Origin of the sequence: Paenibacillus daejeonensis DSM 15491 (genome assembly GCF_000378385.1) — a bacterium.
In the GTDB taxonomy this organism is placed as follows: Bacteria; Bacillota; Bacilli; order Paenibacillales; family Paenibacillaceae; genus Paenibacillus_D; species Paenibacillus_D daejeonensis.
The window spans coordinates 40,034-64,202 of sequence record NZ_KB899660.1 but is presented as its reverse complement, the minus strand read 5'-3'; the positions used below and the strand labels follow the sequence as shown (position 1 = coordinate 64,202).

The following is a 24,169-nucleotide window of genomic DNA, read 5'->3' as shown; positions in this document are numbered from 1 at the left end:
GTAATTCCTAACAATCATATAGTGTGCCAGGTGAAATAAAGGTTGGGATTTTTTTCGCCACTTAGTTGTTTCCCTTTGGGTATCTTGTTTTATATCCCTCATGGTTCTCTAACCAGGGATCTGCTGTTCCACAAGCGACTAAACATTGGGAGTGATTGTATCCTAGTAGATACTCTGTATCCAAGTTCGTTATATAAAATTCGACATTGAAAATCTCTTCGAGAATTAAAACCACATCCTCCCCTTTCTTTAATTTGTAATATTCTTTTTCATCATCTGGATTAAAAAATAATATGACTGGTGTTTTTTCTACGAAATTGGATATCCACGTCCAAGACTCTGGAACGTCAATCCCAATATAATGATTTAGACTCTCAAAAAGAGGGAAGTAGGGTAACGCACCTTCTTCCAAGTATTTGTTGAAAATACTATGCTTAATTTTCTCCGCTTCTTCTTTGGGTAAAATACTTAATTCGATGCTTAACTTTTTTGATGCAGACAATATTTGTTCTTTAATATCCCACATATGTCCTCCTGTATTTTCCGTTAGGTTCATATCAAATAAGAAGCCTCACTAACCACAGAAGTAGTCAACGAGGCTCATATTAATTATTGCACATTAATTTCTACTGGCTCCGAAGTGATCTCAATCGGATATTCTTCTCCCCCATATAATACAGTAAAAGACCCAATTGTAATAACATTATAGGTTCCAGCTGGCAAGCTTTTATCCTGAATTGTTTTTTGTAAGTCAACGAACCTATCAAGGTCATCGAAAGTGTATGGCTCACTCGTAGTTACTCCACTGCGAAAGTCACGTAACGGCACGTGCTGGACAAGACCACTCGAAACTTCATTTCCACTAAGATCGTATATCCAGTAGCTGAAGAGATCAACGAAGTGACTGATTTCCCTTGTCTCATTTCCTGTATTCAATAGTTGTCCTTGTAACCTAAAAGGTTCATTTGCTTGCAACTCTTCAGGGACATTCAGTTCGATTTTAAACTGAGAGGCTTCTGGCTCTGTCGTTTCCGGCTCACCTGACTGACAACCAATAAGTAAAACAATTGATAATAGTTTCCCAATTCGCAACCAATGTTGTATTATGCCAAACACCTCTTTTTGCCTACATCAGCAAATAATTTACTAATTAAAGATTTTTCACACAGAACCATCAAATCATTTTTCTTAATCAAATCGCCACCTACTTGTAATTTCAGTGAATTGCTTTTCAAATTTCTCGTATCATTTTCTAATACCTGCTTTCACATTTAGGTGACATCATAACGAAGTACAATTTCCCCGTCTTCCATTTCCCCAGTCTCTTGAAAGCCGAGATTTTTATATAAACGATTCGCGGCGATGTTATGCGGTACATGATTAACCCTAATTTGCTTACAATCAGGCCTGGCGGATAGTATCCTTATCACCTCTCTTATTGCCAACGATCCGTAGCCTTTCTTTTGAAAACGCACATCGACCATAAATCGCAGTATCCAATAGTACCCGTCCTTAAAAATTTCATTGTCAAAGAGTAGGAAACCAACCATTGTATCGTCAGTATAAATACCAAAAGGCTTGGTTGTTGGTTCTTTCGTAGCGTGTATGATGGAATCTGCATTGGGAGCTACCAGATCCTCCTGATCCTTTCGGGGCTTTAAATTCATGCATTCCGTTTCATTGTCTTTAGTTATAGGTCGTAACTGAACGATGTGATCAGCCATAAAATGATCTCCTCCTCTCTTCTCATTTGCCGATTTAGCCAGTAATGACTCCTGATCCCCCTATCAATGACGTGTTATAATAATTTATAACTAATCAAGTACCTTAGCAAAAGAAAGAAGGGACTTTTTAATGACACAGCTCATCTCATGGCAAAAAGGCAGTTGGACCACAAACCCTAAATCTTATCGTGAATCAGAGGGTCACTTAGTTGTTGAAGCATTGAAAGGTAGTGACTATTGGCAAAAAACAATGTATGGATTCCAGCACGACAATGGACACGCCCTATTGACGCCATGGGATACAGGACTCGCGATGGAAGTGACTTTCATGTTTGAGGGATTCAACGAGCTCTACGACCAAGCAGGAATCATGTTATGGCATTCTCCTACTCAGTGGATCAAAGCCGGAATTGAAATGAGCGACGGGATTCCGCATATCGGTGCAGTCGTTACCAATGAGTTTTCCGATTGGTCTTTATTTCCTTTGCCAGCGAATTGGAGCGGAAAAGAAGTGACGATTCGGGCTTCAGTCTATGAAGATGCGGTTATCATCAGAGCTCGACATCAAGCTAGTGGTTGGCAAACCATCCGCGTTGCACGATTCCCCTATACAGAGGCCAATCACGCAGGGCCTTTCCTATGTGCACCTACCAGTGAATCGTTCAAGGTTACCTTTACGAAGTGGGTTTTAAATGATCCTGATAAAGATATTCATACAGACCCTCCAGTACCAGGAAATTAAAACGAACGTAGCGTTTCTCAATCCGGAGGTGCAGTTCATAGGTTAATTGATTTAATTCATTTACAAAAAATCCGCTAAACCGTCGATACGATTATTTAGCGGATTTCATTAGTTCTTTTTATAGATAATTTTCTTGATGCTCTCACAGGACAAGAAATATCGCTTCGCTAACTCCTCATGCTGACTCCATTGTGGAATCATCCTTGTTCTTCGTGGGCTTATTGATTTAAAAATCACTATTAAATTTTGACTATAGTTCTCCCGACATGCGTTCCCTGTTCAATCGAGGAGAAAGTATTTTCTAATTCATCTAAGCCAATTTCATGAACACGTAATGAATCCATGATATTCCATTCATTTGCAAATCGCTTCCATATGTGATGGCGTTTTTCAATGGGATAATTCACGGAATCAATACCAAGTATATTTACTCCGCGAAGTATGAAAGGAAGAACCGTCATTTCCATTTGGATACCGCCAGCATTGCCGCACATGCTGATGCTTCCACCATAGTAAAGTTGAGGAATTAGCGCAGATGCCACATTTCCGCCTACGGTATCAAGCACATAATGGAATCGCTGCTGTTCCAAAGGCTTTGATTTCTCTGGTTTTACTTCTTCCGGGTAAACAATTTTTTTGGCACCAAGTGATAAAAGCAGCCCTTCTTCTTGTTTTTTGCGACTTAGTGCGGATATATTCGTATAGCCACTTTGCGATAAAAGCCGAATTGCCACACTACCTACACCGCCAGAAGCGCCGGTTACCAAAATTTCAGGCTGTTCAGATTTTGTCATCCCTTTGCTTTCCAACGCATCAATCGAGAGGGCAGCAGTAAACCCGGCTGTACCGATAACCATTGCATCACGCGAGGAAAGTCCGTTTGGAAGCGGAACAATCCATTCTTCAGGAACTTGAACATACTCTGAAAAACCGCCCGTATGTGTCATCCCCATTCCAAAGCCAGTCACTAAAACCTCTTGTCCTACTTGAATTGCTTCCGTGTCGGAAGATACAACTGTTCCACTAACATCAATTCCCGGTATCATTGGAAAGCTGCGAATAACACCACCTTTCGCTTTTACCGCCAAATGATCTTTGTAATTGACGGAAGAATAAGCTGTTTTAATGATTACGTTGCCTTTGGATAAGAAGTTCAGTTGAATACTCTCCACGCAGTAAGATACTTGCTGGTTTTGTTCCCGTACAATACAAGCTCGAAACGATTCCATAATCTCCACCTCCAATTTATTTATTAAAAACATTACGTAATAGGAAATATTCTTATGCTTCAATAATATCAGTGATATGATATACTATCAACACATGGAGGGGTAATTATGAAATTGGATCAATGTATCAACTTTTTACTTAGTTCTGCGCAAAATGTGGTATTTCAATACTTTATACAAAAACTGTCACCGTATAATGTGACGCCGGCACAATACGGTGTGCTGAATTGTCTTTGGAACCACGGCGATCTTACACCCAAGCAAATTGGTGAACTGCTCGTATTAGAAGCATCTTCTACGTCCGGTATTCTTGACCGTATGCAGAAGAATGATTTAATAAATCGCAGCATACATCCTGAAAATAGGCGAACGATACTTGTAACTACAACAAAAAAAGCTGACAACATGCGTATTCCTTTTGAGAATATTGTGCAGGAAATGAATCAGCACTTTATGAACAACCTTACAGATGAAGAAAAAGACTTGCTTTCAAAATCTCTAATGCGCATCATTCAAATGAACAAAAGGGAAAACTCCCTCGACTGAGACAGTTTTCTGTTTGAATAAGCTGATTCAACAAAAGCTGTTTCGATGTCGTATCACATCCAGATAAGGTAGGCCAGGCTTTACCATAATCATGTCCGCGCCCTCAGACAAATCCAGCGCCACTTCTCGCAGGGCTTCATCGCTATTGGCAACATCCATTTGATAGCTCTTTTTGTCTCCGGACAATATACTTCCCAGCGCTTGACGAAAAGGACCATAGAAGCCAGATGCACAGGAAACAGCGCAACAGCCGGAATCCCCAATTCTACCGCCTGTCCCACGTACTCCGTAAGGCGATCGAGCCCCACTCGCTTCTGGCCTGGCATCGACAAAATTTCTTCCGGTTCTCCCGGATGCTCCCTACAAAAACATGCCAAAGGTGTTAACGTAAGCTAGTTATACATTCGATGCTAGCAATTAAAGTAGTAAGCAAGTAAAAAGATCGTCCGAAGGGATAATCCTCATGGACGATCTTTTTTATGTAACAGACCTTCACTTGACATCCGATCATTTTCGGAGCTATGTAACTCATGCGCGCCAAGCGATCGGCACCCAATAGTGAGCCAGTACGGCAGACGCACAAGTAATCACCTGTCGTGGCGATATACTAGGGCTCCATACCGACCAGTTTCGCGCTGCGCTCCCAGAGGGTCTCACAGCGTTCGGGGGAGAGCGTGTGGTCGGGGGTGGTGACATCCTTGCGGTCCACGAAGAAACGTCCGTTCACGCCGTCCAGGCTAGGATCGGTCGCCACCCACACGGGGTTGACCGCTCCCTGATCGGGCATCTTCTTGAAGGGGTTGAGCGCCACCATCGTGGCCAGCGCCTTTTCCAGTCCGCGCGCGTTGCGGGCCAGGCCGGTCTGGGCGATGATCCCCGGGTGGGCTCCGTTAACGGTGATGCCGCTGTTCGCCAGACGGCGTGCCAGGCTGTAGACGAACATTGTGTTCATGTTCTTGGTGCGTGCGTAGGCGGCAAAGGGCCGCAGGCTGGGAAAGCGGCTGAGCGCGCGTTCGGCCTGCCCGTGGAGGTCGTCCAGATCCACCGGGAAGGCCTTCAGCACGGTGGGACTGGCGCCGACCACCACGAACCGGACGGGGCGGACTGGGCCCTTCTTGATTGATTCGGCGAGGGTTCGCATCAGCACGTAGGGCGCCAAGTGATTGGTGGCCAGGGTGAGCTGGATACCCTCGTCGGTGTGCGCGCGGATATCGGCCGTTACCGCGGCGTTGTTGATCACCACGCTGGGAGACGTGCTGTCTGCGAGCCGCTCGGCCAGGTTGCGGACGTCACGGACGAGGGACAGGTCCGCACGTTCCAGGCGCAGTTCGGCGCCGGGGACCGCCGAGCGGATCCGGTCGGCAGCCTGCCGCAGTGTCGTGTCGCTGCGACCGACCATAACCACGCTCATCCCCTTGGCGGCGAGCTGACGGATGATGGCCTCCCCGATGCCACGGGTCCCCCCGATGACTATCGCCTGCTTGCCCTGACCTTCGCTTTTATAGTTACCTTGTTCTGTTTTAGTTTGCGTCATTGTTCAGTTTACCTCCCTTATAATTCTGTGTCTCCGGCAAGGATGTTGAGCCAATCATGCAGAAGTGCTATCTCCGATGCTCTCAGGGTTGAGATTTGCCCTCTCGGCAATTCCTCTCGTAGACGGGCAGCGGCATCTACGATTTCTGGCGATGCAGGATGGCTTCCGTAAGCGGAATCCGGGCTGATTACCACTGCCATTACGGCGTCACGAGTTATGGAGACCAAGGGATCATTAATGGTGCTATTGGTACGGATGAGATGAAGGGTTACCCCGATTGCGACCGATGCAACGACGTCGATCGCTATCCTGATAGGCAGCCGCAGGCGACCGGTATCTTCAAATTGGTGCATGAATTTCAGCAACACAGACCGGGCAGCATCTGCTGCCGGAGACATACTTCGAATTAGCGGACGGCCGTACATCAGGTCGTACAGCGCAGGGTTTGTTACTCCGAATTCGATGTGCATGTCCCACCCTCTACGGAAATCCGCGATAAGGTCACCTGTAGGGGGAACCTTTTGTTTTTGTTCGATGTACCGCTCAAATGCATCCATAACGACAGCTTGTATTAAACCATTCTTGTCGCCAAAGTAGTGATATATAGTCGGTGCCTTTACATCTGCGGCTTCGCTCACCTCCCGATTCGAAATATCCCCGGTAGGTGAGGCTGCCAGCAATTGAGCAGTTGCCTCCAAGATTCGCTTCCGGGTCTCATTGGAGCTTTTACTATCTTGAACCAAACAGAAAACCTCCTTGTTCAGATTAGTGGGGAACCAATAATTAGTATTCCGTATATCGATGATATATGAAAAATCGGATATTTGTCAACTGGTGGTATACTAAATCTGAACTCCCCCAAAATGCGGTGATCGGTTGATAGTCAACTATACTCCAGGAGACATCTAAGTTCCGATCCTCACCAATAAGAGAATCTACAAAACCAAATAAATCTGTCGCCGCCCATCTTCCGTAAGAGCGGAAGTGAGCGGTAAGAGGATGATTCGTTGCAATAGACACCGTCATAGCGAAGCGAGCGTAAGTCCTCCAAACACGCTTCGCCTATTGGTTAGTCAAGCTCATTAAGAGCTTTTTGCCTGATGATATGCCTCATCATGTAGAATCCACCCAATTAAAACAATCACCATGCCTGCATGATTTTCAACTGCGCAATAGATTTTAGTCCTATTCTTTCCTATTTCATGTCTCGAGGTAGTCAAGACTGTTCATCTGAAAACTTAATGGTATATACTTGAAGCAACTAAGAACAGGAGGATTATCTTAAATGCATTATCAATTTTTTTTGAAACGACTTTGTAATCGGTTTCTTTCCGGAAAAGTCTCCTCGGAGAAGTTCTGCTCCACATTTAAAGAATTATCAGATAAATTTAATAAACCAGGTATGGGTGGCGGGACTGCATATGAAATGATTAACTTCGCTATATTAGATAAAATCGTGAATGATTACTTAATTGACCTAAATGAATCGCGTTTTAAACAAACTATTGAAGCACACCTTAACGATGGCATGTTCTGGGATTAGTATCTTTAAGCCTAATTCTTGGCACCTGTCCGCCCCCTTTCCTACAAAATTAAACATGACCTTATTTAGCCTCACGTAAGCGTCGAGGCACAATATGAACTTACTTAGTTAAACAAAAAAACCACGCTGGGCGTGGTTTTTTCAGAAATCTTATTGTCTATAATACAGAAGGAATACGGTCCATATAAGCGACAGGAGCTGCGTGCTTCAGGATACTCCAATGGCGGTTATTGATCGTCGGCTAATTTCTTGCACGACCTATTAACGCTACTCCTGTCCCAGTCCCACTCGGACATACTGCCATTCTGGCGCCTCATAGCGCCGCATCCATTCGCTCATCTGCGCTTCGTAGTGCGCATGCAGTGCGGCATCCTGAATGGGAGAGCGCTGGTCCGGATCGGTGGCAAGATCGTACAGCAAAGGCTCATGCGTAGCGTTATGATGCGGCTGTGAAGGCACGGGGAAACAGTACACAGGCATTGTCGTCTGGGGCAGGAAAGCCCCCACCTCGCACCTGTCGTAAGCGGCCATGCCCCCTGCGCCAGCACTCGCTCTCGGCGGCGTGGCTGTGTGATGATAAGCCATACTGCCTGGCACAGGCTGCCGGCAGTAGGTATAGCGGCCATCCGTCAGGTTGATGTCCTTCCCGAAGTAGCCGTAGAGTAAGGCCTCGTGATGTGATCCATCCTCAACGAAAAGTCCGTCAAACGAGCGGCCGTGCACATACGTTGAAGGAACGGCGCCGTGCAGCTGCAGCAGGGTCGGCATGATGTCGATGGTGGACGTTAGTCCGCCCACCCGCTTCCCGTTCATCGGCGCGCCCGGCACATAGGCGATGAGCGGAATGTGAACCAGCTCCTGGTAATCAAACATGTAGTTTTTGGCCCAGTAGCCATGCTCCCCGAGCAGATGGCCGTGATCCGTGGTCAAGATCACCGCGGTATCCCGCCATAGATCGAGCGCATCCATAGTGTCCAACAGCTTGCCGAGCCAGGCATCTGCCATGGTCAGTGTGCCTGCATAGCAGGCGCGGATATGTCGGATCGCCGCATCGTCCTCCTCATCGGCATCCACGGGAGCGTAGGCTGGCCAATCAAAATGATAACGATCATCCCAGTTGTCGTTATACAGCTCGCGATACTTGGTCGGACACATAAATGGCTCATGAGGATCGAACACCTCCAGTTGCAGATGCCAGCGATCTTCCATGTGATTGCGCTCCAAGAACCGAATCGCCCGCTCGAAGCATTGCGGCGTCGGGTAGTCCTCCTCCCGCTCGGCATCCATACTTCCACGGTTCACCCAATCTTGCCGCTTGCTCTTGCCCCGAAATTCGGGGATCTGGGGCTCTCCGACGCCGGGATGCCAGGGGTCGCCTTCCTGGCCGCGCACGAACTCCCACGTGTTGAACGGTGTATGGTATCCCGCACCCTGCGCTTCAAAGTAGTGATAGTGGTCCGTAATCAGATGGCTGTAGACGACCGACTGCCGACGCAGCTCTTCGGGATAGGCTTCATCAAATGGCTGCAGCGGACACCAGCGTGATTCCATGAAGTTTAATCTCCCGGTCATTAACTCACGCCGCGCCGGCATGCAGGGCAGCGAGCCGCTGTAGTGTTGATCGAAAACGATCCCTTTGGCTGCCAGCCGATCGAGATGCGGTGTGTGAACCCCCGCGTTGCCATAGCTGGAGAGGTAATGGCGATTCAAGGAATCCATCATAATCAGTATGGTTTTCAATGCTCTCTCTCCCCTTCAAATTTTGAAGTTCAACGTTTTCTTCTTGTCCCCCAAGTAGAGTGTGACGATGCCTGTCCCGTACGCTGCATAAAGATGCGGATTGTCAATGAGCGGATAGCCGTCATCTTCCTTGAGCCGCTGACCGCCGATCCGGCTTGGCTGCCCGTAGTGGAGCGTGATCTCCCCAAGCGATGGAGAATCATAGACGAGCGCCCCGTCCTCCGGCGACTGGATACGTGCGGAGACAACCGCTTCTTTGAAATCCGCAAAAGACCCTGACTGGTCCCTACTACCCGCTTCCAGCAGCCAGATATTGTTCTTCTCCCGGCAGAATAGCTCCCGCTTCTTGTACTTGCCATGATCCGTGACAAGATAAGGATGCTGTGAGTATAGCGCCACATAAGCGTCATCCTTCCGCCCGAACAGCCAGCCATCGCGGCTCTCGGTTTCGTCGAACTCGGCAAATGGGAAATACGCATGGGTATAACCAGGCCCTTCACCCAAACGGTAGTTGAAGGCCAGCACATTCCGGTGAGCGAACATATGAGGATTGATATACTGTCCTCCCCAATAGGAGGGCCGTGTCATCTCCGATTTGTTGTCAAAACAGGTGACGAAGACCGGCACCTGGCCGCCAAGCAGCACCTGCCCCGCGTGAACCTGAGCGCCATGCTCGCCTGCCTTGGATTCGACCATCCCGGAAACCATGTAATCCCGGGTCCGGTACGTCGCGCAGTCTACGCCTGTCATTCCCCCATGCGGGAACAGTCCCATCTGCGTACGGGTGAATAATTCGCTCTCGCTGCCCGCGACCTTCTCCCATTCAGGATCCTGCACGTATGAGCTGCCGGCCATGGCGACGCATCCGATTGACATGTCGCGGACGAGCCGCCGCGGCCAGCCGAACAACAGCCAATTCATATGCCCGATCGCTTCCAGCTCCGGGTGGATGATCGACTCCTCATAGCTGCGGCCGTGCGTCGTTGCCATGATGCCCCTGCTGCTGTGAGAGGCCATGATGGGACAGATCAGATCAAGCAGCTGGCGGGCCAGCAGCCGCGCATAGCCCTTCTCCTCGCCAAAATCGACGATACTGAGCAAAGCCAGAATATCTTCTTCATAATAGGTATTGGAATGCCATTCCATGAACCCATAGGTCCCCCTCTCCCGAATCCAGCGTTCCGATGCCAGCCTGCCCTTGAGCGCATGGAATAGTCCGTTCTGGCCGCTGTTGGTGAACATCTCCCCCGGGAACAGCAGGCCGGCCACGTACTCCGCGCTGAAAAACAGAATCTCGTGATTCTCCGAGCGCGTAAACATCAGGGAGCGGCCCGGTTCATCCTCCCATTACTTGAAGCCGACAATACACGCTTTCATCCGCGCCACCAGCTCTGGCTGGATGCGGCCGGAGTCGGCATAATGACTATACATGCGCAGCAGCCCGTGCATCGCGAAGTCTGCGCAGTCGTACCGGTCTTCAATGTAAGTTATTGCGGTCTCGATCGCCGACGAATCGACGGACTCCCAGCGGCCAGCAGCCATCTTGGCGTACTCCCGGTACAGCAGTGATCGGTCATCGGCAGGGGCTTCCGCCATCTGTTCCAGGATGTAACGCTTGCGCCTATCAAAAGCCGCCCCCTCCGGAAGAGCCTGCAACCAATCTACACGCTCATATATGAAGGACAGGCCCTGAATCTGTTCGCCGGTATCCGCTTCATAGACGAGCGACAACAGATACTCTCCTGCTTCCGGCAGCTCGCTGGCTAGGGCAATCTCCCAGGTGCGTTGATCGCCAGTAAGTCGGGCCTCCAGGCTCCGTACGGTGCGCAGCGGCATCCCCCGCTTGCTGGTCGACAGCGTGGCCTTGAACGTGCCTGGACTGCCGATCGGCTCATCCCACTCCAGCAGGGCCCTCTCGTCGCCGCTCACGACGTTGCGCGAGACGAAGAAGCGCCGCCAGTCTGCTTCTAGCAGGTTGCGGCTCGCCGGGTCCAGCAAACGCGGCACCTCTGTCTGGAGTCGATCGTCCTGCGCAGTCAGCGTAAAGGAATTAATGCAATGCAAGTGTACGTTGGCCAACAGGATGACGATATGGTTGGTGCCCCGCATGAGTGGCAGCCGGATCTCGAAGGTGTCCTCTGTCCGCCCCACACGTTGATGGGCGAATTGCTCCACGCCATTCACCATGAGACGCGCCGAGCCGCTCAGCCACAAGCGGAAATCATAGTCGCCATCGTCAGGTGCGTGAAGCCTCGTATAGGCGTAAGTCACCAGCAAGCGCGCATGGATACCGAAGCGCGCCCAGGTCATTTTGTGCTCGGATTCGTCCGTTCGCAGCAACGACCATGGCAGCGTCTGACCGTACAGTGAGAGTGTCTTCCCTTCGGTTGGCTCCAGGCCGTCCAGCCGGGAGGCGGCTTCATCCAGCAGTTCGGCATAGGGGGCAATCGGTACCCGGTAATTGTCGTAGTAGAGCTCTGAGACGTTGAGATCGAACGGCCCCGCATACAACCAGTCACGGAGCGTCTGTGTAGTGCCAGTCGTTTTCATCATTTCCCCTCACTCCTTGTTGAGACCTAAAGAAAGGAGAACATGGCGGTGAGCCGGTTCTCCTCTCTTCATGCTCGTTAGTTGAGTACTTCCTGTCTTAACGCCTCGTACACTTCCAGCTGCTCTGCGACCATCGCATAGATATCTTCAGCGAGCAGCGCGTTGTCCTTGTTCTCGGCATACCAGTCTTTGTACCACGCCTCAATCTTCGCGCCGTCGCTCTTCTCCCAGATCCCCTGTGCTTCGGCAAGCGCCTGATCAATGCCATACTTCGTGCCCCCGACGACGCCCTTCATCCACAGATCCGAGATTGATTTCTCGGCATTGGAGTCGGAAGTTGCCAGATCCTTGGGCATCGCCGGCATATGCTCGGAGATCGTCAGCTCCGGATAAGGCTTATCCAGCGTCAGATAGGTCGCGCGCTGCAGATCATACATCTCCTGGTACTCTTCCTTGCGGGGGTCGCTGTTGAATTTCAGGATCGGCAGGCTCCCCTTGTTGAAGGTGAGCCCACTGTTTTGCAGCATCCGCATATCCAGTGTGATATCCTCTACTTCCTTCTTGTGCTTGTCGGCATCGATGATCTCGATGACCTCGCCATTCTTCTGGTAATGTGTCCCTTCATCCCCATAGGCGAGCCGCTCCATCGTGTCCTCCTGAATCAGGAAGTCGATATAGTGCATGACGCTCTCCGGATGCTTCGCTGTGGCAGCGATGACAGCCGTCATCTGTACCGGATTCGTGAGGGTTGGCGTGAAGGCGCCAAACTCGCTTTCCGGGAGCGGGATAAAGGTGAGCTCCGCGTCCGGCACATTTTGCTTCAACGGATCGACGAAGTTCTTAATCAGATTGACCGTGTTGCCTTCCTGGAACGGATAGATGCCGACCTTGCCGTTGACGAAGTCCTGCTGGGCCTTGGCTCCGTTCTCGTCGTTGATGAAGTCGCGGTCGATGATGCCTTCGTCATACAGCTGCTTGATGAAGGAGAAGTAGGCCTGGCGGCGATCCCAATCGATCACTAGCTCATCGTCTTGGACGACCCATTTGGTGCTGGCACCGAAGATCTGCTTCATCGTGATCTCGCCTCTGCCGCTGATCGACACGCCGTACGTATCCTTTTGACCATTGCCGTCTGGATCCTGTTCAGCAAAAGCCTTCGCAACGGTGTACAGATCATCGGTTGTCTTCGGAATTTCAAGTCCCAGCTTCTCCAGCCAATCGACCCGGATCAGGATGCCGCGCTGGGGCTCCACCCAGTTGATGCGTCCGAACTCGTACAGCTTGCCGTCTGATTTGGTCCCGGCTTTGCGGAGCAGCGGATTCTCCTCGAGCAGCTTCTTGTACCCTACACTATGCTCTTCGATCAGCTCGTCGATCGGCATGAGCTGCTTCTGATCGTACAGCGGGTTGCGGTTCGTCGGCGCATATTCGAACAAGAGATCCGGTGCGCTGCCTGAAGCGAACAGCACGTTAATTTTCTCGGACGAATTCGTACGGGGAATCGCGACAAATTTGACATTGGATGGTCCATTCTCGTTGATCCACTTGGTCCAGCGGTTGTTCTCGATCGTGCCTTCGTCCTGGGAGATATTGCCCCGGTCATAGATGGACACGGTGATGTCTTGCTTCTTGACCGACTGCTCACCATCCGTGCCGCTTGTGCTGCCGCCCCCACCATTGTCGCTGCAGCCTGCGACCAGAGCCGCACTGACCAGTAGCGCCAGCGGCGCATTCATCAATTTTCTCCTACTCATGCTTATTTCCCCCTTAGGTTGAATAATGAGACTCAGCTTCTTTTATCGCATCAGCCTAACCCTTGATCGAGCCCAGCATAACGCCTTTTACAAAATACTTCTGCAGAAACGGATACACAACGAGCATCGGAATGACCATGACCAGCACTCCGGCCGCTTTCAGCGATTCAGGCACGACCTGCACCTGCTCGCCGGTCGAGACGATCTCCTGGAGCAGACTCTGGCTCTGAATCATATTCTGTACGAGCACCGTCAGATTGTACTTGCTCGTCTCGTTGATATAGATGAGTACGTTCATGAAGGCATTCCAGAAGCCGACGGCATAGAACAAGGTGAGCGTCGCAATGGCTGGCATGGAGAGCGGAATCACAACCTTCTGCAGATAGGTCCACTCTGTACAACCATCGATGCGCGCGGCATCGTCGATTTCATCCGGTATATTCTCGAAGAAGGTGCGCATAACCAGGAGATTGTACGTACTGACGAGTGCCGGCAGCCAGATCGCGAAGTAGGAGTTGACGAGACCGAGCGATTTGACGACCAGGTAGGTTGGGATCAGCCCGCCGCTGAACAGCATCGTGAACACCATCGCCAGGGTAAAGAAGCGACGCCCGAAGAAGATTCTCCGCGACAGCGGATAGGCTGTCATGATCGTGACGCTCATCGAGAAAATGACGCCAACAACCGTAATGACCACGCTGTTCCAAAAGGCCGGGATGATTCGTGTGCCCCCGAACAACATCGAGAATGCGTCCGTATTCCACCCGATCGGATAGAACGTGACTCTGCCCGAGGCAATCGGCTGCAGATCGCTCAGCGACAGCGCAATGGTGTTGATGAGCGGGAACAAGCAAGTGATGCCTAGCAGCAACAATATAAAGCTATTAACGAAATAAAAGATTTTTTCTCCACGCGTGCTCTTCATGCTGTTCCCTCCCTCACCATAGGCCTTTGCCGAATCTTCGTGCCACCGCATTGGCTGCGAGCACAAGGATGAATCCGATCAGCGACTCGAACATCCCCATGGCTGCCGACAGACTGAATTGTCCACCCTGCAGACCGACCCTGTACATAAAGGTGCTGATGACTTCTGCAACACCAGAAACGATACTGTTCTGCAGCACATAGACATGGTCGAAACCGACCTCCATTAATCTGCCCATGGACAGGATGAACATAATGATGATCGTCGAGCTGATGCCGGGAATCGTAATATGCCAGATCTGTCTGAACTTGCTGGCGCCATCAAGACTCGCAGATTCATAGAGGCTGGGGTCGATGGCAGTCAGCGCCGCCAGATAGATGATTGCACTGAAGCCCATCTCCTTCCAGATCCCTGAACCGACATAGATGCTAATCCAGGAGCCTTCCTCGAACAGAAACGGATAAGGCTGGCCCGTAATCGCTTCCACCCAGTTGTTGATGGTACCCGATTCCACCGAGAACAGCGTGACGACGAATCCGCCGATGATGACCCACGAGAAGAAGTGGGGCAGATAGACGACGGTTTGGATGAAGCGTTTATACCAGCTTCTTCTTACCTCATTAAGCATGACTGCCAGCAGAATTGGAAACGGAAAGCCGACAAACACATTGAGGAAGGATAAGACGACCGTATTGCGAATGACATTAAACGTCTGGGGTTGGCGGAAAATGGTCTCGAAATTGTCCAGCCCCACCCAGGGACTGCCAAACACCCCATCGGCAAAATTGTAATCCTTGAAAGCAATCATCAGGCCACCGATCGGTAAATACTTGAATATAATGTAAAATAACACGCCTGGTATGAACATAAGCAGCAGCGGGATATTCGCCTTCCATCTGCGGCGGTTTGCGCTCACATCGGAAGAACTGCGCTTAGTCTCGCTATTGGGGCCACCTGGGTCCATGGCGGGTACGGTTCTGCCTGTTGCCATCGTATCGATTCTCCCTCCCTTGATGTCTCTTGATCTTCTGTCTTCATTATAGAAGGCCAAGGAGACAGCCGCCTTTGATTAGCAAAGGGAAATCTTTGGTTTGCAACGGAATGACCGAAGACGTCAGCGTCAACGGGGGAAGAAAAAAAGCTGTCCCGCAGCGTCTATCGACCCTGTGAGACAGCATCGCCGGATGTCCGCTCGCGCTTCCTGTATTCCGAAGGCGAGCAGCCTGATGCGCTTTTGAAGGCAGTGGCAAAATAGTTGGAGTCTGGGTAGCCGACGGCTTCGGCGACCTCCGCTACCTTCATGTCCGTATTTTTGAGCAGCAGCCTGGCTTTGTCCATCCGGAGTCGGGAGAGATAGCTGCTGAAGCTCTCCCCTGTCTCTTTCTTGAACAGATTGCCGAAGTAATTGGCACTGAGATGGGCATAAGCAGCCACATCCGACAGGCCGATCTCCTCCGCATAATGCGCTTGGATATATTGAACGGCGCGGGCAATGACGCCGCTATTGCGGTCCATCTGCCAGCTGGACAGCGCCTGTCCGAACCTTCCGACCTGCCTGCCGAGCCATGCCGTGACCTCCTCTCTGCTCCTGCAGGCGTGGAGATCCGCTGCCCAGCGGCCGATCTCGCCCGCCATCTTGGGGTCGAGCTCGAGCTCCTTGCGCATGATATCATTCATCGCCAGAGCGGCGCAGAAGGCTTCGATCTTCGCTTCCTCCGGCGATGCCGAAGCAGACGCCAACGTTGCCAGCAGCTGCTCGGCGTACGTCTGCAGTTCATCGGTGTTTCCCAGCAGCATCATCGCCGTCATTTCGCCCCGGATCAGCTTGACTTTGGATTCATTGACCATGGGGATTCCGTGTTGTGGCGCCCCGGCTTCCGCTCCCGTCTGTCTCAACTTCGATTCCATCCAGCCCTCAAGCGCTCCGAAGGATTCGAAGCTTCCGAACCGGTGGGACGATAGCGTGATGCCGAGCAGTTGCTTGACCACGGTCGCCGCTTCCTCGAACACAGGCTCCGCCTGGATCTCGGGTGGCAGCCAGAAGGCGAACCTGTCGTACGCCAGGGTGAGCCAGCGAATATGAGGTGACGAGATCGCCATCACCTCCTGCAGAATATTGCTGACCGAGAATTGGAGCAGCATCCTGTCGCTTCTGCGGTAATCCCTGCCCTGAGGCAGATAGCTGTCCACCTGGAGCAGCCAGAACTCGTACCCGCGGAGCTGTCGCTCCGCAGCAGCTGCTTCGCTCCGGTCATAGGGCAGATGTGAGAGTGCACTGCGCAGCAGGACATCTTCCTTGACCCGCTGCTCCTCGGCCTCCTTCTCCCGAACCAGCACCTGCATCCTGAACTGTTCGAAAGCCTCTCCGAGGATACGGCAGACCTCTTCTTCCCTGCAGGGCTTCAGGAGGAAATGCTTGACACCATGGCTGATAGCGGCTTGAGCGTAATCAAAATCCCGGTACCCGGTCAATATAATGACGGATGTGCTAGGACTCTCGACAGCGATGATCCGGGCCAGCTCTAGTCCGTCCATCAGCGGCATGCGAATATCGGTGAGGACGAGATCGGGCTTCAGCTCGCGGAATTTCGCCAGCGCCTCCTGGCCGTTGCCGGCTTCGCCCGCCACTGTCCAGCCCAGCGCATTACTCTCCACCAGCTTATGCAGCCCTTTCCGGATGAACGGCTCATCGTCAACGATCAACAGCTTTCCCTTCATGCGGATCCCTCCTCTTGTTCAATGGGTAACAGCAGCCGGATCTTGGTACCAGCTCCCGGCTTGGATTCCATCTTGAGACCGTATGGCTCCCCATAGATCAGATTCAATCTGCGGATCACGCTGCGGATGCCGATAGGGGTCCTCTTCTTGCCCACGACCGGCCCTTCGGTCGCTCGGGGTGCCATGGCCGAGGATACGATGTCCGACATTTCCTTCTCGTCCATGCCCTTGCCGTTATCGATAATATCGATACGCAGCGTGCCGTGCGCTTGATCAGGTGCGCTCTCCAGCTTCCCTTCACGGTCGACCGAGGCATGGATGATCAACACGCGCGAGGTCAATTTATCGGCAAAGGCGTGGACGAACACATTCTCGACGAGCGGCTGCAGGATCAATCTCGGTACCTTGGCCTTCTCTGCCCCCGGTCCGGTCTGGATGATTATCTCCAGCTCTTCCCCGTGCCGGCTGCTCTGGATCGCCAGGTAGTTGCGGATCTGGGCGATTTCCTCGGACAATAACGTCTCAGTGTCCGCTGGCTCCAGGGCATAACGGAGCATATCCGACAAGGACACCACGAGCTGGGCCGTTTCCTTCTCGTCCTTCAGATAGAGCTGCCAGTAAATCGTGTCGAGCGTATTATGGAGAAAATGAGGATTGAGCTGCGTCTGTAGCGCCGTCAGCTCCGCCTCCCGTTCATTCAGCTGCCGCTCGTATACTTCGCGGACGAGCGTATTGACATTCTCCGCCATCGAGTTGAAGCTCTGTCCGATATAAGCCAGTTCGTCCGAGGTGTCGATGACGACACGGGTCTCCAGGTTGCCGCCCCGCATCCGCTTCATGCCATGGACGAGCATACTCAGCGGCTTGAACAGCCGCCTGCTACTCCAGGATAGCAGCAGCATCGCCAGCAAGACGCCAACGGCACCGACGGCACTGGAAATTGTGAGCACCACCGAGCTTTTCTCCTGAATGGAATCCAGAGACACCCGACTCACCAGCGCAAATCCCATCTCCCTCGATCTGCTCTTCGCATACAGATAGGAAATGCCGTTCTCCTGCACGATCTCCTGCGCCCCCAGTTCAGCCGGGACGGGGATGCCGGACGGGTCGCTATCCTGCTGGTCGGTGTAGACGAGCTGATCCTGCCTGTCATACAGGAATACATTGGCCTTCTCATCGCTCACGAGCTCACCCAGATCCTCCGAGAACAGCGTGCGGTCGAACAGCATGACCATGATGCCGTACTGATCGAAGTCCTTATTCTTCATATAACGGGCCGCCACGAAAAAATGACGGTAGCCGCTGTCCTCAACCGAGCTCTGCAAGGCGATGGGAAACCAGACCAGATTACCTGACGAATCTGCCAGACGCAGCTTCACCTCCTCGTATACCTCCTGCCGCAAGGAGCTCCGGGCGACCGGCGAGAAGTGGAAGAAGAAACTGTTGTCCTTATTATCGTAAAGAAACATGGAATAGAACTTGTTTTCGTCATTCTTGACCTGATACAGCATCTTGTTGAGTTCATCCTGGTCGGAAATCTGGGTATGAGATTCGCGATCCTCCGTTTCCGCTGAGCGTCTCAGTACCTGTTCGACGTACGGATTAAAGACGATAAAATTGGAAATCCGGTAGATATCTCTAATCTGCAGATCAATCCGCGCGGCTGCTTGTTCACTGGCTTTGGAGAACTGATTGCTGACGACCTCCGAGAATAGATGGACCGTAATCCGATAGGAGATGTAACCGGATACAAGAAAAGTGAACATGATGATCAGCGCCATATGCAGCATAATACGCGAAGAAAAGCTGCCTTTCTTCCACATGCGTGTCCCTTCCCTTCCACTCCTCCCGCTTATCCTATCCATAGTAGCACCCTTGCGAGAACCAATCAAACACGCCGCTAGAGGTTCTGTTGAGATCAAAGAGTTTCCTTTGCAAATCAAAGACCTTGCAGCGGCAGGCTTCGGTATACTGGTAGAATGCGTGATTGGCGCAATTATGGATAAGGGGGAAGCGTTATGTTGTGGGAAAAGATCATGTTTCACAATGTTGCGGAGCTGGAGCCCGCACCCGGGGGAAGCGGCCAAACGCTGCAACGATTTCCGCGGAAAGTGAGAGAAGTGCTGGGCAGGGGCGCGCATCAGCGCGGGCGGTTTATGGCGCAAGCTTCCACAGGATGCGAGCTCCGGTTCGTCACCAGTGCCGAGCACATCCGCATCACCCTGTCGGCCACTGTGGAGGCTGGCGATATCCTCGTGTATCATGGGGATTATTTTCATGCTGTGCACCGGCTGACCCCCGGTCTCATTCATACGCTCCAACTCGACAAACCCGATCGCCTCAGGGTAATCGGACAGGAGACGCTCCCGTCAGGCCGCTTCTCGACTGACGTCTGGCGGATCGTCATCAGTCGCAATTATACCGCCGGGCTCGGGTTCCAGGTGGTCTTCCATGATCTCGATACCATGGGCCATCCTGTAAGGCCGCCATCGCCTGACGAGTTGCCGAGCCGGAGCTGGCTGGCTTACGGCTCTTCCATCACGCACGGCTCGGGCGCTGTCCTCCATCATTCGTCGTATGTGCAGCAAACGGCACGAAGGCTCGGCGCAGATGTGTGGAACAAAGGGATTGGCGGGGCATGCTTCTGCGAGCCCGAGATGGCGGATTATTTGATGACATGCGGGGATTGGGATGTCGTGACACTGGAGCTTGGCGTCAACATGCGCGGTCTGTTCACCGCGGATGAGTTTGAAGCGCGCGCCGCTTATTTGATCGAGGGAATGCTCCGGCAGCATCCCGGCAAGCCGGTGATCCTGATCTCTATGTTCCCAAATATGGACGACATCAAACAGGTGGAGGGCAGTGAGATGTCAGCAGCCAATCGGCACTTCAACGAGCGGTTAAGGCAGATCTATCGCAGGCTGGATCACGCCTGCCTGCATCTCGTGGACGGTCACCAGTTGCTCCCGGATCTCAGCGGACTAACGACCGATCTGATCCATCCTTCGGATGATGGGCATACGCGGATTGCCGAGCGTCTGGCTCAGGCGATGGAAGCGATCCTGAACGGACATGGGCTGCCGCGTCGCTGATAGTCATGATTTTGTTTCAACTGTGGAATCTCCATCACTGCTCTGCCCCGCATCCTTCCAACGTGCCGCCCATTTCTCCATCTCATTCAAAGCGGCTTGAAAGTCCAAGCCCTTTGCGGTCAAGGAGTATTCGACGGTTACTGGAACTGTAGGGAAAACCTCGCGCCGCACAACGCCACATTTCTCCAAATGCCGCAAAACATCCGTCAGCGATTGCGTGCGAATGATCGGAAGCTCCCGCCGCAGCTGCTGAAACCGCCTTGCCCCCTTAGAAAGCTCGTACATCACGAGAAATGACCATTTTGCACCTAGTATTTGCAGTACCGAGCATATGTTGCCGAACGCTTCATTTTTTTGCTCTGTTTTGTCCATATATACCCCTCCTCTCACTTACTAAAATTAAGTTGGTCAAAATTATTGGATAATATCCAATGATTTTGCCTTCTTACAAATTGTTCGTGCTCTGATTATAATACGTTCCAAGGGAAAAGAGGAGGCCGTGTTGTTATGAATCAAATGAAACCCATCTTATTTTTGTTAACGTTGGGCGTGTTTTTGACAGCTACTTCGGAATTGATTGTCACGGGAGTTATCGGCGGGATTGCTGCTGATCTCAATATCTCACTTGCACTTGCAGGCCAACTGGTTACAGTGTTCTCGCTATCCTTTGCCATCGGGACGCCAATCGTCGTATCCATTACATCCCGTTGGGATCGGAAGACAGTTTTGATATCTGCCGGAGTTGTGTTTACCATTGGCTGCTTAACTGCTTGGGTCAGTCCCAGTATGGATGTATTGATAGCATCACGAATCGTGTTAGGGATCAGCTCAGGGGTGTTTCTTGTTGTTTCTTTTGGGGTCGTGGCTAAGATCATGCCGCCTGAGCGTCTAGGCCATGCGGTCAGCATGCTAATTCTCGGTTTCAGCAGTGCGATGGTTATCGGCATTCCGATCGGGATTTTTATAGCCGACTGGTTGAGCTGGAGGGAGATTTTCCTCTTCCTGTGTGTGTCTAGCGCTGGAACCATCTATGCTATTTATCGCCTGCTCCCGGCTGTTGGCAGCGAAGCCCCCGTTCCGTTTCTGAAGCAATTCAAAGTATTCGGCCGTGGGATCATCATCACCGGGTTGCTTATTACTTTGTTCAGGGAGTGGGGCAATAACGTTCTGTTTGCTTACTTGATTCCATTCATGCAAACAATTCTCGATCTGCCTCCAGCCTACAGCAGTGTAACGATGCTTGTGCTGGGCATAGCCGGAGCCGCAGGGGCCCGGTTCGGGGGGTATGCGGTGGATCGTTGGGGCGCAACGAGCACAATGATTGGGGGACTCATTTTGCATATCGGATCGATTATCCTTATGCCGCTCTGGACAGGCTCGGTGTTTCCCGGTCTGGTATTGATCGGGCTCATGGTTATATCCATGTTTACAACCGGGCCGGCTATTCAGAGCTTTTTTATTCAACAAGCCTCTGGTGCGACCGGCATCGTACTAAGCATCAACACTTCATTCACCCATATAGGTCTAGCCGCAGGCGCGGCAACTGGGGGGCTGTTGCTCCAATCATCGGCCACCCTCCTCTATCATCCTTATCTGGCAGGGGCTTTGGTAGGCTTGGGGTTATTGGCGGCAATCGTTGGTTTCCTGAACCAACGGAATCAAAGAGCCTTGGGGAGATGACAAGCGGGAAAATAGTTGATTCTAAAATCCGCAGTCTTCTCTAGTCCTAAGCAAACTCTGTGAGCGTCATAAAACGTACCATATTAGCGAACACTACATGAAATGTTTGACTGACAGAGACAAACTATGGAGAGGTGATTCCTGCTAATGAACGCGTTCCAAATCAAATGGCTTTTGTTAAGCCTTCTCGTTTCCTCCGTTATAGGTGGATTTGACTTGCCCTCAAAGCACGACCGATCGTACTACGAACAAACAGGTGACGTTGTATGGGACGTTCCCATGAAAGAAAAACTGATTGCTCTTACTTTCGATGATGGTCCTAATCCCATCGCAACCCCACTGATTTTAGAATTGTTAAAAACCTATCATGCTAAAGGGACCTTTTTTGTGGTGGGTTATCGTCTGGATAAGTATCCTGACTTGGTTAAGCGTGAAATAAGGGAGTCTCATGAAGTAGCTAACCATACGAACCTACATACTTATTTCAAAAAGAACACCAGTAAGCAAGCCGTAAGAGCAGAAATACAATCGCTAAGCAGTAAATTTGAAGACCATAATATTCAGGAAAGTCCCTGGTTTCGTCCACCAGGGGGCTATTATAACGATATCGTTGTCCAAGTTGCAAAAGAGCTTGGTTATCATGTCGTCTTATGGTCGTGGCACCAGGATACAAAGGATTGGAGTAAACCAGGGGTAGATAAAATTATAGCCAAAGTATTGGACAACGCACGTAACGGGGATATCGTCCTTATGCATGACCATGTTGGAGGCTCAATGCAAACAGTCGAAGCGCTGAAAAAGATTCTTCCTGAATTGCAACGAAGAGGTTTTAAAATGGTAACCGTATCAGAGTTGGTCAGTCACGGGATAATGGAATAAATGGATAACGAACAACAGGCGGAGCATAAGCCCGCCTGTTTGCGTTCCAAATTAATCTCAGACGCAGATTCAACGTTTCCTTTCTATTTGCTGACATTTTATTGTAACCCAGCCAACCCTCCGGAAATATATATAGACAAATGACTATTTGGAGGTTAGCTAAATGAATCGCGGATTTTTCCCTGGTGGTGGTTTTGGTCGTCCATTTTTCAGGCCTTTTGCCCATCCATTTTTTCCTAATCGCACGTTGTTTCCGTTTTTCTTTTTTTCTCCGTTCTTCTTTCCCTTTTTTAGAGATGGTCAATCCGATGACATGTTATTCGCGCAGCATCAAGCCCAGCATGGGGAAACCTTAATTGCCATTGGTCATAAGTACAACATGCCCCATTCCATTCTGGAAGAAGCAAATCCTCATCTCAATCCAAACCAACTGAACCCTGGGGATACCGTATATGTACCTCGTCTCTCAAACATGGTTTGCCAAAAAACGTATAGCGAAATGCCAACTAATATGCAGCAAAGCCAGCCTATGATGCCTCACGGACAACACACAACTTAGCGAAATTAACACAGATTATTCATCCATTGCATATGCAAGGGCACGAAGCAGAATCACAGCTGCTTCAGCCCTTGTCCCGGTTTGTCCTGAGGCAAATTCTTCGTTCTCTCCCTGTTCGTTGCCTGGATTCTCTTTGACCGGCAGCTTTATAGCGAACACGGCAAATTTCGTAAAGTGATCGATGTTCACCGAGATGCAATCTCACTGTATTGTGCCTCCTACTTCTACCCAGTTATGCGAATATGGATTCCAGCCAGAAGTTCACAATGAATCTGTGTATTTACTAACCCCAATATCAATTAATTTTGATTCCTTATCAAAAGCAAAATAAACAACAACATCCGTTCGAAAATAGTAATTATTAAAGGAGTAGTAATATCCAATAAATGCACCAACTGACTGTACCCCAATTACTTTCCGAGGATTTTCATGAGAGTTAGTATAGCCGTTATTATGATTAACCCAGTCCACTTTCCATCGCCTTTTTGATTCTATGAAATGAATCACTTCATCGATCGAACTCCCAAGGGGAATTTGGAGCAGAATGCTGGTCTCCATTTCATCGTTGGGTTTTGTTAAAGGGTTCATCCAATAACGAAAACCTTCAAGAACAAATATAAGTATAATTACCAATAATATGACAGGTAATATGGTGAAGAATCTTTTTTTCATCAGTTCTCCCACCTCAAGAGTATCTATTTAAAAGTAATGATGTAATCAAATAAATTAGCGGCAGCATAACGATAGGAATGGTCCCATTCTTCTCATCAACGTATATAATGGCGTGTCTATTGGAAATTTCTTGTTCTATTGTAACTAAAATTGTATTCAAACAACAGCGGACTAACGACCGATCTGTATGGAGGCGATCCTGGAGGGGCACGGCCTAATGGCGAGATGAAAATCAGAAGATAAATCGTTGCCTGCTTGAAATCACTCAGGTATAGTGATAGA

At 50.6% G+C, this 24,169-nt stretch carries 24 protein-coding genes and 1 pseudogene; 7 read left to right on the top strand and 18 right to left on the bottom strand.

Going from position 1 to position 24,169, the window contains the following annotated elements; all coding sequences use genetic code 11:
• Positions 1–61: 61 nt before the first annotated feature.
• The 3 genes from F556_RS33435 to F556_RS0107085 all read right to left on the bottom strand — a co-directional run bounded on the left by F556_RS33435 (position 62) and on the right by F556_RS0107085 (position 1,724).
• A complete protein-coding gene (locus F556_RS33435) occupies positions 62–526 on the bottom strand; it encodes a hypothetical protein (protein WP_020616222.1) in 465 nt (154 codons plus the stop codon).
• An 83-nt stretch (positions 527–609) separates the two neighbouring features.
• A complete protein-coding gene (locus tag F556_RS0107090; RefSeq protein ID WP_020616221.1) occupies positions 610–1,092 on the bottom strand; it encodes a hypothetical protein in 483 nt (160 codons plus the stop codon).
• Between the two features lie 179 nt (positions 1,093–1,271).
• Complete coding sequence (locus F556_RS0107085; RefSeq protein ID WP_020616220.1) at positions 1,272–1,724, bottom strand: GNAT family N-acetyltransferase; 453 nt, start codon at positions 1,722–1,724, stop codon at positions 1,272–1,274.
• A 130-nt stretch (positions 1,725–1,854) separates the two neighbouring features.
• Between F556_RS0107085 and F556_RS0107080 the strand changes: the two genes are divergently transcribed.
• Positions 1,855–2,466 (top strand): DUF1349 domain-containing protein, encoded by a 612-nt coding sequence (locus F556_RS0107080; RefSeq protein WP_020616219.1) that lies wholly within the window; start codon positions 1,855–1,857, stop codon positions 2,464–2,466.
• Positions 2,467–2,705: 239 nt separating this feature from the next.
• Here F556_RS0107080 and F556_RS0107075 read toward each other — a convergent pair whose 3' ends face one another.
• Positions 2,706–3,695, bottom strand: a complete 990-nt coding sequence (locus tag F556_RS0107075) for a YhdH/YhfP family quinone oxidoreductase (protein WP_020616218.1) — start codon at positions 3,693–3,695, stop codon at positions 2,706–2,708.
• A 108-nt stretch (positions 3,696–3,803) separates the two neighbouring features.
• Here F556_RS0107075 and F556_RS0107070 point away from each other — a divergent pair, with 108 nt between their 5' ends.
• The gene (locus F556_RS0107070) at positions 3,804–4,241 is read left to right on the top strand and encodes a MarR family winged helix-turn-helix transcriptional regulator (RefSeq protein WP_020616217.1); all 438 of its coding nucleotides are present in this window, start codon (positions 3,804–3,806) and stop codon (positions 4,239–4,241) included.
• A gap of 48 nt (positions 4,242–4,289) precedes the next feature.
• Here F556_RS0107070 and F556_RS37020 read toward each other — a convergent pair.
• From F556_RS37020 to F556_RS0107055, 3 genes and pseudogenes are all read right to left on the bottom strand, one after another.
• A pseudogene (locus tag F556_RS37020) lies at positions 4,290–4,484 on the bottom strand (porphobilinogen synthase); the annotation flags it as partial.
• A gap of 364 nt (positions 4,485–4,848) precedes the next feature.
• On the bottom strand, positions 4,849–5,775 hold the full coding sequence (locus F556_RS0107060; RefSeq protein WP_020616215.1) for an SDR family NAD(P)-dependent oxidoreductase: 927 nt from the start codon (positions 5,773–5,775) through the stop codon (positions 4,849–4,851).
• A gap of 17 nt (positions 5,776–5,792) precedes the next feature.
• Positions 5,793–6,518, bottom strand: a complete 726-nt coding sequence (locus F556_RS0107055; protein ID WP_020616214.1) for a TetR/AcrR family transcriptional regulator — start codon at positions 6,516–6,518, stop codon at positions 5,793–5,795.
• Between the two features lie 542 nt (positions 6,519–7,060).
• Here F556_RS0107055 and F556_RS0107050 point away from each other — a divergent pair.
• Positions 7,061–7,318, top strand: a complete 258-nt coding sequence (locus F556_RS0107050; protein ID WP_020616213.1) for a hypothetical protein — start codon at positions 7,061–7,063, stop codon at positions 7,316–7,318.
• 267 nt (positions 7,319–7,585) lie between these two features.
• Here F556_RS0107050 and F556_RS0107045 read toward each other — a convergent pair whose 3' ends face one another.
• The 8 genes from F556_RS0107045 to F556_RS33430 all read right to left on the bottom strand — a co-directional run bounded on the left by F556_RS0107045 (position 7,586) and on the right by F556_RS33430 (position 18,828).
• Positions 7,586–9,058, bottom strand: a complete 1,473-nt coding sequence (locus F556_RS0107045; protein WP_020616212.1) for a sulfatase — start codon at positions 9,056–9,058, stop codon at positions 7,586–7,588.
• A gap of 15 nt (positions 9,059–9,073) precedes the next feature.
• On the bottom strand, positions 9,074–10,378 hold the full coding sequence (locus tag F556_RS0107040; RefSeq protein ID WP_020616211.1) for a hypothetical protein: 1,305 nt from the start codon (positions 10,376–10,378) through the stop codon (positions 9,074–9,076).
• Positions 10,379–10,405: 27 nt separating this feature from the next.
• Positions 10,406–11,611, bottom strand: a complete 1,206-nt coding sequence (locus tag F556_RS0107035) for a hypothetical protein (protein WP_020616210.1) — start codon at positions 11,609–11,611, stop codon at positions 10,406–10,408.
• A 74-nt stretch (positions 11,612–11,685) separates the two neighbouring features.
• Complete coding sequence (locus F556_RS0107030) at positions 11,686–13,362, bottom strand: extracellular solute-binding protein (RefSeq protein WP_026297154.1); 1,677 nt, start codon at positions 13,360–13,362, stop codon at positions 11,686–11,688.
• Positions 13,363–13,417: 55 nt separating this feature from the next.
• On the bottom strand, positions 13,418–14,287 hold the full coding sequence (locus tag F556_RS0107025; RefSeq protein WP_020616208.1) for a carbohydrate ABC transporter permease: 870 nt from the start codon (positions 14,285–14,287) through the stop codon (positions 13,418–13,420).
• A gap of 13 nt (positions 14,288–14,300) precedes the next feature.
• On the bottom strand, positions 14,301–15,278 hold the full coding sequence (locus F556_RS0107020) for an ABC transporter permease (protein ID WP_020616207.1): 978 nt from the start codon (positions 15,276–15,278) through the stop codon (positions 14,301–14,303).
• Positions 15,279–15,442: 164 nt separating this feature from the next.
• Positions 15,443–17,005 (bottom strand): response regulator transcription factor, encoded by a 1,563-nt coding sequence (locus F556_RS0107015; protein ID WP_020616206.1) that lies wholly within the window; start codon positions 17,003–17,005, stop codon positions 15,443–15,445.
• The gene (locus F556_RS33430; RefSeq protein WP_020616205.1) at positions 17,002–18,828 is read right to left on the bottom strand and encodes a cache domain-containing sensor histidine kinase; all 1,827 of its coding nucleotides are present in this window, start codon (positions 18,826–18,828) and stop codon (positions 17,002–17,004) included. The genes F556_RS0107015 and F556_RS33430 overlap by 4 nt, the downstream gene beginning before the upstream one ends.
• Before the next feature lie 195 nt (positions 18,829–19,023).
• Between F556_RS33430 and F556_RS0107005 the strand changes: the two genes are divergently transcribed.
• Complete coding sequence (locus tag F556_RS0107005) at positions 19,024–20,097, top strand: SGNH/GDSL hydrolase family protein (protein ID WP_020616204.1); 1,074 nt, start codon at positions 19,024–19,026, stop codon at positions 20,095–20,097.
• A 3-nt stretch (positions 20,098–20,100) separates the two neighbouring features.
• On the opposite strand, the gene F556_RS0107000 is transcribed toward F556_RS0107005, so the two are convergent.
• Entirely contained in the window at positions 20,101–20,469 is a 369-nt protein-coding gene (locus F556_RS0107000) for a winged helix-turn-helix transcriptional regulator (RefSeq protein ID WP_020616203.1), read from the bottom strand.
• Between the two features lie 135 nt (positions 20,470–20,604).
• Between F556_RS0107000 and F556_RS33425 the strand changes: the two genes are divergently transcribed.
• The 3 genes from F556_RS33425 (at position 20,605) to F556_RS0106985 (ending at position 23,215) form a co-directional block, all read left to right on the top strand.
• A complete protein-coding gene (locus tag F556_RS33425; protein WP_020616202.1) occupies positions 20,605–21,777 on the top strand; it encodes an MFS transporter in 1,173 nt (390 codons plus the stop codon).
• A gap of 147 nt (positions 21,778–21,924) precedes the next feature.
• A complete protein-coding gene (locus F556_RS0106990) occupies positions 21,925–22,656 on the top strand; it encodes a polysaccharide deacetylase family protein (protein ID WP_020616201.1) in 732 nt (243 codons plus the stop codon).
• Positions 22,657–22,819: 163 nt separating this feature from the next.
• On the top strand, positions 22,820–23,215 hold the full coding sequence (locus F556_RS0106985; protein ID WP_020616200.1) for a LysM peptidoglycan-binding domain-containing protein: 396 nt from the start codon (positions 22,820–22,822) through the stop codon (positions 23,213–23,215).
• A 15-nt stretch (positions 23,216–23,230) separates the two neighbouring features.
• Here the strand turns inward: F556_RS0106985 and F556_RS37670 are convergent, their stop codons facing one another.
• Together F556_RS37670 and F556_RS0106975 are read right to left on the bottom strand one after the other, a co-directional pair.
• A complete protein-coding gene (locus tag F556_RS37670) occupies positions 23,231–23,404 on the bottom strand; it encodes a hypothetical protein (RefSeq protein WP_020616199.1) in 174 nt (57 codons plus the stop codon).
• Between the two features lie 72 nt (positions 23,405–23,476).
• Entirely contained in the window at positions 23,477–23,887 is a 411-nt protein-coding gene (locus tag F556_RS0106975) for a hypothetical protein (RefSeq protein WP_020616198.1), read from the bottom strand.
• Between the last annotated feature and the right edge of the window lie 282 nt (positions 23,888–24,169).

Bases quoted from the DNA above. Each gene is read 5' to 3' on its own strand.
- F556_RS33435 (WP_020616222.1), bottom strand. From the start codon at position 526: ATGTGGGATATTAAAGAACAAATATTGTCTGCATCAAAAAAGTTAAGC.
- F556_RS0107085 (WP_020616220.1), bottom strand. From the start codon at position 1,724: ATGGCTGATCACATCGTTCAGTTACGACCTATAACTAAAGACAATGAA.
- F556_RS0107080 (WP_020616219.1), top strand. From the start codon at position 1,855: ATGACACAGCTCATCTCATGGCAAAAAGGCAGTTGGACCACAAACCCT.
- F556_RS0107075 (WP_020616218.1), bottom strand. From the start codon at position 3,695: ATGGAATCGTTTCGAGCTTGTATTGTACGGGAACAAAACCAGCAAGTA.
- F556_RS0107070 (WP_020616217.1), top strand. From the start codon at position 3,804: ATGAAATTGGATCAATGTATCAACTTTTTACTTAGTTCTGCGCAAAAT.
- F556_RS0107060 (WP_020616215.1), bottom strand. From the start codon at position 5,775: ATGACGCAAACTAAAACAGAACAAGGTAACTATAAAAGCGAAGGTCAG.
- F556_RS0107050 (WP_020616213.1), top strand. From the start codon at position 7,061: ATGCATTATCAATTTTTTTTGAAACGACTTTGTAATCGGTTTCTTTCC.
- F556_RS0107040 (WP_020616211.1), bottom strand. From the start codon at position 10,378: ATGTTTACGCGCTCGGAGAATCACGAGATTCTGTTTTTCAGCGCGGAG.
- F556_RS0107035 (WP_020616210.1), bottom strand. From the start codon at position 11,611: ATGATGAAAACGACTGGCACTACACAGACGCTCCGTGACTGGTTGTAT.
- F556_RS0107030 (WP_026297154.1), bottom strand. From the start codon at position 13,362: ATGAGTAGGAGAAAATTGATGAATGCGCCGCTGGCGCTACTGGTCAGT.
- F556_RS0107025 (WP_020616208.1), bottom strand. From the start codon at position 14,287: ATGAAGAGCACGCGTGGAGAAAAAATCTTTTATTTCGTTAATAGCTTT.
- F556_RS0107020 (WP_020616207.1), bottom strand. From the start codon at position 15,278: ATGGCAACAGGCAGAACCGTACCCGCCATGGACCCAGGTGGCCCCAAT.
- F556_RS0107015 (WP_020616206.1), bottom strand. From the start codon at position 17,005: ATGAAGGGAAAGCTGTTGATCGTTGACGATGAGCCGTTCATCCGGAAA.
- F556_RS33430 (WP_020616205.1), bottom strand. From the start codon at position 18,828: ATGTGGAAGAAAGGCAGCTTTTCTTCGCGTATTATGCTGCATATGGCG.
- F556_RS0107005 (WP_020616204.1), top strand. From the start codon at position 19,024: ATGTTGTGGGAAAAGATCATGTTTCACAATGTTGCGGAGCTGGAGCCC.
- F556_RS0107000 (WP_020616203.1), bottom strand. From the start codon at position 20,469: ATGGACAAAACAGAGCAAAAAAATGAAGCGTTCGGCAACATATGCTCG.
- F556_RS33425 (WP_020616202.1), top strand. From the start codon at position 20,605: ATGAATCAAATGAAACCCATCTTATTTTTGTTAACGTTGGGCGTGTTT.
- F556_RS0106990 (WP_020616201.1), top strand. From the start codon at position 21,925: ATGAACGCGTTCCAAATCAAATGGCTTTTGTTAAGCCTTCTCGTTTCC.
- F556_RS0106985 (WP_020616200.1), top strand. From the start codon at position 22,820: ATGAATCGCGGATTTTTCCCTGGTGGTGGTTTTGGTCGTCCATTTTTC.
- F556_RS0106975 (WP_020616198.1), bottom strand. From the start codon at position 23,887: ATGAAAAAAAGATTCTTCACCATATTACCTGTCATATTATTGGTAATT.